This is a genomic window from Mycobacterium sp. (assembly GCF_035499775.1).
GTDB lineage: Bacteria > Actinomycetota > Actinomycetes > Mycobacteriales > Mycobacteriaceae > Mycobacterium.
The window spans coordinates 1-9,429 of record NZ_DATJYB010000485.1 but is presented as its reverse complement, the minus strand read 5'-3'; the positions used below and the strand labels follow the sequence as shown (position 1 = coordinate 9,429).

Genomic DNA, 9,429 nt, shown 5'->3' with positions numbered 1-9,429 from the left:
TCGCGGTTAGCGGGCGCGAAACCTTCTAGTCAGCCTCATTCCGAGACCGACCGTGTGTCACGCCTTGGAGAGGTGGTGCGGGCAGTAGAACCTTGATGCGATCATGGCGAAATTGGACGCATTCTCCATATCCATTCCGGGATTGTGTGTCTTCACGTCGTGAACGAGTTCCAAGCCCGATTCGCCGTGGTCCAGGCACTCGCATACCGCCTTGGCCGACGTGACGGCGTGACCCGGGTCGGAGTAGGTGATGCCGACTTTGCTCAGTGCGGCGAGAAAGCCCGCGTCGTCGCCGGCGTAGTCGCCGGGGTCGGCGTGCGAGGGCGGGGCAAAGCCGATCATCGCACCTGCGGCGAGTAACGCCAGTACCCATCTCATACCAATCCATCCTTCCAGGCTGGGAAAATATCTCCCAAAGGTGCCTGTTGCCAATAGCTTACGCTCACACGAGCCCGGGTTGGCGGCCAATATTGTTGGCGCGCTGGGTCATAATCACGCCGCACCTCCACCGCAGAACGCATCATTTCGACGACGACCAGCCGCTCGCTAACCCGACTTCGCCTCCGTCGGCACGACTTTGCCGCCCTTGGACAGGTGCACTGCGTGGATGCCGGGCTTCTTCGCCAGCTGCTCGAGCAGGGCGTCGAGACCCTCCTGGTCGACATTGTGATGCTGCACGGATTCGGGTTTCTCCGAGATCTGTGCGACCAGCCGCTTCAGTTTCTCCGGCGACGTGGCGTCCTTGAGGTCTTTGAGCGGGGTGAGACGCCCCCGCACGCCGGCGCCCTTAACGACGTCGGGAGCTCCCGCGCCCAAAGCGCTGCCGAGCATCCCGGCCACTGCCATGGAACTGAGCAGGCTGCCCTCGCCGAGTGCCGCTGCCGGCACGGCTTCCGCCCCCGCGGACGACAGGGCGGCAGCGACCATCCGCACGCCCGGGGTAGCCGTCGCCCAACTCGGCGGAACGGTCAATCGTCCGACCAAAGTGCCCCGTCCCCAATGTGCTTCGGGTTGAACCGCATTGAACAACGTGCCCCGACTCCAATGCGGCCCGCCAAGTCCAGCTCCCAACGCGTCTCTCGGGATTGCGCCGAGGGCGGGGTGCGGGGCGAACTTGAGGAACTGTGAGGCGGGGAAGTTGATCAGCAACCCGATGTCGTTGAACTGCGTGGTCACACCCAACGGAACCTTCACCGCGTTGTACAAGGTGCTGAACCAGGTAGACGCGTTTGGCCCGATGATGCCGTTGAGCAACCCGTTGATGGTGTCGGTGTACTCGGTGCTGAGGTTTGCGCCGATCTGCAGCAGCGCGCCGAGCGGGCCGCTTCCGATCAGCGAGTCCACACTCGACACGAGCGACTGCGCGGTACCTGCGGCGGTGCCGGCGGCCGACGATGTGGCGGCGGCCTGGCTGGCAATCCCGCTCGCGTTGGTGACCTGGGGTGCCGCGGTGAACGGCGTCAACTTGGTCGCCGACGCCGACGAGACGGTGTAGTCGTTCATCGCCAGGGCATCCTGGACCCACATCTCGCCGTACTGGATCTCGGTGGCTGCAATCGACGCGGTGTTCTGCCCGAACACGTTCGTCGCCACCAGTTGTGCGAGTTGGGTGCGGTTGGCTGCGATCTCCACCGGCGGAACGTGCGCGGCGAAGGCCGTCTCGTAGGCGCTGGCGGCTGCGGTGGCCTGGGCCGCGGCTTCACTGGCTGTTCCGGCGGTGGCGTGTATCCAGCTCAGGTACGGCGTGACGGCGGCGAGCATGGCGGCCGACGACGGGCCCGACCAGGGGCCGGTGACCAGGCTGTCGACTATCGACGAATAGCCGGCCACGGTGGATTGCAGTTCGCTGGCCAGGCCCTGCCAGGACTGCGCGGCCGCGATCAGTGAGCCCGCTCCCGCGCCGCTGTACATCCTGCCCGAATTGAACTCCGGCGGAAACGCTCCATAAATCATGTCGGTACCTCAGTCCTCGAGTGCGGGGATCACGATGATGGTGGCGGTGGCGGGGTCGGCCTCGACCACACCGCCCATTGACCTGGCCGCGGCACCGCTTCCCGACCCGTAGGCCGCGGCGCCCATCGCGCGTCCCGCCAGGCTCGACAGCCCCATCTGGCTGAACATGCCTTCCTCTGCGGACATGTCGGCGGCCGCCGGGATAGCAGCATCGTTAAGGGCTTGCACGGTGGAGAGCGTCCTGATCGCCGGGGCGGCCTGAGTCCAGCCTTGCGGCACCGACATGTTGCCGACCAGTGCCGCCTTGCCCATCGACCCCGACGCCAGACCGCCGACGCCTGCGGAGCTCAGGTGCGCCCCCTCGCTGGCCAGCGGCGCCAGCGCCCCAATGATGGCTTTCGGGGTGTAGAAGGCGTTGAGCGCCTGCCCGTTCTGGGCATAGGCGTAGACCTGACCGAACGACAGGAACGGCCCGCCCGGGATCGCAGTCCAGCTGAGCAAAGGGCTGTACACGCCGGCCAGGCCCGACCAGATCGTGTTCCAGTTGGTCACGGCCGTTCCCAATCCTGTCGCCGTCGGCGCCGGCAAATTGGGGAAGATCGGCGTCAGCCCAAGGCCCGAGACGAGATTTCCCTGTGTCGAGCTCAGCGATGTCGACGAGAAGGTGTCTGTCAGGAAGTTCTGCACCACACCCTGCAGGCCGGACAGGGTCGAGCTGGTGTTCAGACCGCTTTGCGTGCTGGCCTGGGCCACCGACGCTGACTGCGCCGCGGTGCCCCCGGCGTTGGTGGTCTGCGGCGGCTCGGTGAACGAGGTCAGCTGCGATGCGCTCAACGAGGAGCCGGCGTAGGCGTACATCGCGGCGGAGTCCTGGGCCCACATCTCCATGTAGTGGGCCTCGGTGGCCATGATTGCGGGGGTGTTCTGCCCCAAGATGTTGGTCGCGACCAGAGCCGCCAGCAACGCACGGTTGGCCGCGATCACCGGTGGCGGCACCGTGGCCGCGAACGCGGTCTCATAGGCGCCCGCGGCGAGCTTGGCCTGGGTGCCCGCTTCCTCGGCCTGCGCGCTCGTCGCGTTGATCCACGCCACATACGGCATGGCCGCCGCGGCCATCGTCACCGAGGAAGGACCGGTCCACGGTCCGGCCGCCAGGCTTTGAATCGTCGATCCATACGAGGCCGCCACGGACTGCAAGTCCGCGGCCAAAGAATCCCAGGCCGCCGCGGCGGCCAGCATCGGCCCCGATCCCGGACCGACATACATCTTCCCGGAGTTGATCTCCGGGGGAAGCAACCCGAAATCTACGAACACCCCTGCTACCTCCGGTTTCTTAGGTTGCCGCGATCGCGTTAGCCGCCTCGGACGCCGCGTACGAACCCGAGCTGGCCCCCAACGTGGCCACGAATTGGTCGTGAATCGCGGCGGCCTGCGCGGCCATCGCCTGGTACATCTGCCCGTGCGCGGCGAACTGTGCGGCGGTCAGCGCCGACACTTCATCGGCGGCGGCCGGGATCACTCCCGTGGTCGGGTCGGCCGCGGCCGCGCTTCCGGCCGTCATCATCGAGCCGATGCCCGCCAAGCTGCCGGCGGCGGCTGCCAACGCCTCGGGCTGTGTGGTCAGAAAAGACATGGATTTCCTCACTTATGACGATGTTGCTAGGAACCTGTCGCGCCGTTTGCTTAGGCGACCTCGGTATTACCCGTGGCCCTCAGATGGCCGCCATGGTAATGACGACCTCCGAGCCCTGCCCGCGTATCGGCGCAGCTCTTATCGAACACATCAGAACCGTTCACCGGATTCCATGTGTTTGCTATCAACGCACCTATATTTCCCCCATCAAAAATGCCAGACGCCCCGGGCTGGGCGTCGTGAGCTGAACAATACGATCATCGTGATTGAAACGCGTTCCGGTGAGGTAATCGTAATGTAAAAAAGAAATATCGTGGTCCTTGACAAGCTATGTGACAGATGCTTCACAGCTAACTCAGAGCTAAGCGATCTTAGATTTGTGGCATGTCACAGCAAACAACTGACCAGGGGTCTTGACGGAATCCGCGCACTTGCAGCGTGATGGAATATGGATCCGCAGAGCCATATCATTGGCGAGCTTCGTTAACTGCCACTAAAATTAGTATCACCCGCCGATTGCGAAGTCGATGGACCTCCTAATGCGCTGACATGGCGCTAATTGAATTTGTGGGCATACCAAAATAACGCAGCCCCTCAAGTGTGCGAGCGTTTACTTATATCGGCGTAGAATAGTCATCCGTCGTTGACGCGGGGAGCGGCCGTCGTACCACCCGCGGAAACTGGTTGCTGGTCGCGCGCCCCGGCGGGCGAATCGGGGCCGGCCTGGATGAGACCGCTCGGCGACGCCGCCTGCGTCGCCAGGCCGGCGCCGGAGGCATCGATGCGACCGAATGGGTTGAAAATCGTCATGCCCATCTCCCCTGAAATCTCACCAAGAGTACGCATGCTCGGCTGCCAGAACGCTCCCTGGCAACTGAAAGTTGGCTGGGAGGTGAACAGGAGTTGGCTGAAGAGACTAAAAGCCCAGCTCAGAGCTGGTCAGCCTGCGGCGGGTGGGCGTGCGACAAACGTGGGCCGGAAGCCGTATTGCGGGACGGCGCGGCCGTAGGGTTGGCCGGCCATGCTGCCCATCGGTACCGGGGGCATGCCCGCGGCCGTTGCCGGTGGGCCGACCATCGGCGTGGCCCCCAGCGCTGACGACAGCGGGCCGGGCACTGCCGCCGGAGACGCCCAGCTGGGTGGCACCGACATCGGGCCGACTAGTGCGGCGCGGCCCAGGCCCGCTGACACCGAGTTGCCCATCGAGAACATGTTGCCCAGCGGGCCCGCCAACGTTTCGCCAAGCGGGCCTTGGGCGATGTCACCGATCGCTTGTTGGGCGGCTTGTCCCCCGGCCAGACCCATGAAGTCGGACACGTTGCCCAGGAAGTTGCCCGGCATGTAGAAGCCCGACGAGAAGATGGTGTTCCAGATGTTGGCATTGAGCAGGCTCCCGGCGGCCGAGCCGTTGGATCCGGACACCAGATTGAGCAGTCCGGCCAGCCCGGTGCCCTCCGACCCTGACCCGGGCGTGAAAACGTCCAGGCCCAGCCCGTTGAGGATGCTGTTCAATCCGGTGCCCGACGAGGTGGGTGAGGCCAATCCCTGCAGGGCGTTGGGTAGTGCTGACATCAGTTGTGCCAGCGTGCTTTGCTGCGAACCCGCCGGGGTAGCGGCGGCCTGGGCCACCGCGGCTGACTGGCCGCTCAGCGCGCTGGGGCTGGTGGTCTGCTGGGGTTCGGTGAACGGGCTGAGCTCAGTGGCGACCGCCGACGAGGCGGCGTAGCCGTACATCGCGACGGCGTCTTGGGCCCACATTTCGGCGTATTGGGTCTCGGTGGCCGCGATCGCCGGGGTGTTTTGGCCCAGGATGTTGGTGGCGATCAGAGTCATCAGCTGGGCGCGGTTGGCCGCGATCACCGGCGGCGGCACCGTCGCCGCAAAGGCGGCCTCGAACGCCCCCGCGGCCGCTTCGGCCTGCGCTGCGGTCTGCTCGGCCTGCGCTGCGGTGGTGTTCATCCACACCACGTACGGTGCGGTCGCGGCCGCCATCGCCGCCGAGGCCGGGCCGTGCCAGCCTTCGCCGGTGAGTTCGGAGAGCACCGAGTGATAACCCAGCGCGGTCGCGCGCAACTCCGCGGCCAGCCCATTCCACGCCGACGCGGCGGCCAGCATCGGGGCCGACCCCGGTCCCGTGTACATCCGCGCGGAGTTGACTTCGGGCGGCAGCGTCGCAAAATCCAGTCCAGCAAACATCGTTAGCCTCCCCCGTTCAGCGGGCCGCGATGGTGTTGACGGCTTCGATGGCCATGTATGAATCGCCGCTGCTGCCCAGCACCGCGACAAGCAGCTCGTGAATGAACACGGCTTGGCTGCCGGCGGCCTGGTACATGGCGGCGTGAGCGTTGAATTGTGTTGCAGTCAAAGCTGATACAACGTCGGCGGCAGCGGGGGGCAGCCCCGTCGTCGCAGCTGCCGAGGTCATGTTCCGCGCGGCCAGAGCGGACCCTACACCGGTCAGTTGACGAGCTGCCGTCGCCAGCGCTTCCGGACGCGCAACTACAAACGACATCGGACTTCTCCTTGTTGGAAAGAGACCGAACCCCCGCGCCTTGCGGCTAGTTATCCCGCATTCCACGCGCACGCGTCAGCTTGGAGGCGTGCGGAGTTTGTCTGTCGGCGTCAGCCGATTCAGACCAGGAAAACAGTGCCGGGGTCGGATCGCAACGAAATGGTCATCGATCTGGGATACGGACTATCGCCGGGACTCATTTCGCTCTCACCTCCTCACGGCCAGGGCATACGGGGATGCCAACTTACTGCATACGAGGATGAGGGCCCGCCGGAATCGCCGGGCGCGGCACCCCTCTCGTCAGAGCTTCGGCACCACACGGCGTATCCGGCTGTGAAGCCGAAAGCCACTTGGGCTCAACCCTTAATCCGGGAGGAGCTGTCCTGACCCTGGGCGTCTTTCGACGTTCGAGGTCAGTGGCCTGTATCCGCGTAGACGCCTCACCTAGCGAGGTGCATACAAAGGCCATGGTGACACTCACCGCCATGTGAGTCAACCCAACTGCCAATCAATTGCAACGACGTGGCAGCCGGTGAGCCCAACTGACGGACAACTCCCTCGCGCTATCCGGCGGCCGGTGGGTGTGCCATGACGGTCGGGCGGAATCCGTATCGCGGCCCGTTGCCGAAGCCGTATGCGGCCGGACGGCCGATCGGCACGCCGGGCACCCCGGGCATGCCTGCCGCGGATTCCGGGAGCGCGGTGCCGGTCCAGCCACCTCCGGGCAGCGCTGTGCCGGCATGGTTCGCCACCTGGGCGGCCGCGGCCCAGCTGGGCGGTACGGAGAGCCGCCCGATCAGCGCGGCCTGGTTCGCGCCGGCTGAAACGGCGCTCAGGTTCGCGGCCGGCACTGCTGCCGAGCCGAACGGCATGCCGCCCGCAGCGGACAGCTCGGCCGCCACGTTCGGTGTCAGCAGGGGCGTCCACGTCGGATTCCCGGGACCGGCGCCCATCGGGGGTAGTGCTGTGGTGCCCGGTTCTCCGCCCAGTGCCACCGCATTGATGTCGGCCATCGATGCCGTGACGGTCTGTTGGATGATGGCGGGGTTCACATACCCGGCTGAGACGAACCCATTGACGAAGTTTGAGTCCAGGAAGTCCCAGGTGGGGCCGTCGGCTGCCAACGGCGACGCCAGCGATTGCAGCGCATTCGGAATCGCGGACGTCAGCTGATTCAACGTTTGCTGTACACCGCTGGTGGCCGCCGTGTTGCCGGCTTGGGATACGGCCGCAGCCTGTGCGGCCTGCCCGGACGGATTGGTCGTCTGCGGCGGTTGCGTGAACGATTTCAGCTCCGCGGCAGCGGCCGAACCGGTCGCATAGCCGTACATCGCCGCCGCATCCTGCGCCCACATTTCGCCGTATTCGGCCTCCGTGGCCGCGATCGCGGACGCATTTTGGCCCAGGAAATTGGTCGCGACCAGCACCATCAGCTGAGCGCGGTTCGCCGCCACCACGGCCGGTGGCACCGTCATCGCATAGGCGAGTTCAAAGGCACCCGCTGCGGCCGTCGCATTGGTGGCGGTTTGCTCCGCCTGTGCCCCGGTGACGCCCATCCACATCATGTAGGGGGCGACCGCTGCCGCCATCGACGCCGACGCCGGCCCCAGCCAACCTTCCTCGGTCAGCCCCGAAATCACCGACTGGTAAAAGGCTGCGGCCGACTGCAGCTGCTCGGCCAAGCTGCTCCAGGCCGACGCCGCGGCCAGCATGGGTGTCGAGCCGGGCCCGAAATACATACGCGCGGAATTGATTTCCGGCGGTAATGCTCCGAAATCCATTGCCACCAACCCCTAACCCGCCGCGATCGCGTTCGCGGCCGGCGCGGAGCCGGCTTGATATCGTTCGCAGGCTGCTCCCGCTGGCGAATCTGGTTGTGCCACAACAGATGACATCGGACTACTCCTCACAGGGATAGTCCGACCCGGTTATGGGCCTCGGCCGCTGCGGTGGTGGCAATTGCTCGGCGCCAGTCGATTCGGACGGCGGAGGAGCGCCGTGACCGGATCGGAGAAAAAACGGTCAACGATTTTCGTACAGCCACAGTCAGTCAGATCAGTCGGCCACCTCCCGTCCCGGTCCGGGCACTCGGCGTGCTGCAGTGGTTGCGCAAATCAGGATGAGGTCGCACAGCAATTTGCCAGTTGCGACGCCCCTCTCGGCAGACAGCGTATCCGGACGAACCGGCCCCCGACGCTACTTGCGCCCCGGGACACGCGATTCGAGGTCAAATACCTATTTTTGCGGGAGGCCGCTAGTCCGGCTTCTTCTCGGCGACCGCAGCACTGAGGCCTTCGGCGAGGTCCTCGCGAGTCAACTTGGTGAACCGCAGCAGCTGGTGCTCGCTGAAGTCGTTGAGATCGCTGGCCAGCACCGCATCCAGGTCCTCGTCGTCCAAGCGGGAGCTGCGGTGGTCGCGGGCCTTTTCGACGACATTGCGCACGAAACCGGCGTTGCCGAGCAAATCGATACCGCGGATCAGGTCGCCGTCCTCGGAGTAGCTCTGCTCGTTGTAGAACTTGGCGTACGACGGCAGCAACACCTCGGCTTCTGCGTCGGTGATTACGTCCTCGTTCTCCCGGCCCATCAGTTTGGTCAGCGCGATCAGCTCTTCCGGGGTGTAGCTGAAGAACTCGATCACCGTCGAAAACCGCCGGCGCAGACCCTGATTCACCTCGAGCATCTTTTCCATGGCCTTGGCATAACCCGCACCGAACACCACCAGCTCGTCGCGATGATTCTCCATGTACAGCAGCAGGGTGTTGATGATCGCGTTGCCGTACGGGTCGCCTTGGGAGTAGCCCTTCTCGTGCAGGGTGTGCATCTCGTCGAAGAAGACCGCCCCGCCCAGCGCCCCCTCGAGCATCTCCTCGGTGTTCTTCTCGGCGTCGGCCATGTAGCGGCCCAACAGCTTGGTGCGGCTGGTCTCCACCACCACCGGCTTGCGCAGCACTGTCAATCCGCACAACTGTTTGCTGAAGGCCCGCGCTACCGACGTCTTGCCGGTACCGGGCGGCCCGAGCAACAAGGTGTGGCGCGACGTCACCGGAACCGGGAGGCCCATCTTGGCGCGGGCCAGGTTCACCTTGGTCGTCGACTTGATGAGCCGGATTTCCTTCTTGGCCTGTTCCATGCCCAGCATCGCGTTGAGCTCGGCGTCACCTTCGGCCAAGTACTTGGCGCCCTCCTCGGCGTGGCGGGCCGCCTCGGTCTGCGCGCGAGTCGGCGCGCTGTCCGGATCCCACGGATCCGTCCGGGCCTCGATGGTCTCTGGGTCGGTCAATATCAGCCGAAAGTTGGGGTTGTCCAACGCTTCTCGGGCGGGCGCGAA

9 protein-coding genes and 1 riboswitch are annotated in these 9,429 nt (G+C 65.3%); all 9 genes read right to left on the bottom strand.

Features of this window, described 5'->3' with window-relative positions:
* Positions 1-57: 57 nt before the first annotated feature.
* Positions 58-378, bottom strand: a complete 321-nt coding sequence (locus VML93_RS29820) for a DUF732 domain-containing protein (protein ID WP_325616055.1) — start codon at positions 376-378, stop codon at positions 58-60.
* 168 nt (positions 379-546) lie between these two features.
* A complete protein-coding gene (locus tag VML93_RS29815) occupies positions 547-1,953 on the bottom strand; it encodes a PPE family protein (RefSeq protein ID WP_325616053.1) in 1,407 nt (468 codons plus the stop codon).
* A gap of 9 nt (positions 1,954-1,962) precedes the next feature.
* Positions 1,963-3,219, bottom strand: a complete 1,257-nt coding sequence (locus VML93_RS29810; protein ID WP_325616057.1) for a PPE family protein — start codon at positions 3,217-3,219, stop codon at positions 1,963-1,965.
* A gap of 67 nt (positions 3,220-3,286) precedes the next feature.
* Positions 3,287-3,586, bottom strand: a complete 300-nt coding sequence (locus tag VML93_RS29805) for a PE family protein (protein WP_325616051.1) — start codon at positions 3,584-3,586, stop codon at positions 3,287-3,289.
* 633 nt (positions 3,587-4,219) lie between these two features.
* Positions 4,220-4,396 carry a hypothetical protein gene (locus VML93_RS29800; RefSeq protein ID WP_325616049.1) on the bottom strand — a complete coding sequence of 59 codons (177 nt, stop codon included), beginning with the start codon at positions 4,394-4,396 and terminating at the stop codon, positions 4,220-4,222.
* 129 nt (positions 4,397-4,525) lie between these two features.
* Positions 4,526-5,782 carry a PPE family protein gene (locus VML93_RS29795; RefSeq protein ID WP_325616047.1) on the bottom strand — a complete coding sequence of 419 codons (1,257 nt, stop codon included), beginning with the start codon at positions 5,780-5,782 and terminating at the stop codon, positions 4,526-4,528.
* 16 nt (positions 5,783-5,798) lie between these two features.
* Positions 5,799-6,098, bottom strand: coding sequence for a PE family protein (locus VML93_RS29790; RefSeq protein WP_325616045.1), 300 nt, complete (start codon positions 6,096-6,098; stop codon positions 5,799-5,801).
* A gap of 285 nt (positions 6,099-6,383) precedes the next feature.
* A riboswitch (M-box (ykoK) riboswitch) is annotated at positions 6,384-6,557 on the bottom strand.
* Positions 6,558-6,661: 104 nt separating this feature from the next.
* Complete coding sequence (locus VML93_RS29785) at positions 6,662-7,879, bottom strand: PPE family protein (protein WP_325616042.1); 1,218 nt, start codon at positions 7,877-7,879, stop codon at positions 6,662-6,664.
* A gap of 473 nt (positions 7,880-8,352) precedes the next feature.
* A partial coding sequence (gene eccA / locus VML93_RS29780; RefSeq protein WP_325616041.1) for a type VII secretion AAA-ATPase EccA occupies positions 8,353-9,429 on the bottom strand: 1,077 nt, incomplete at its 5' end.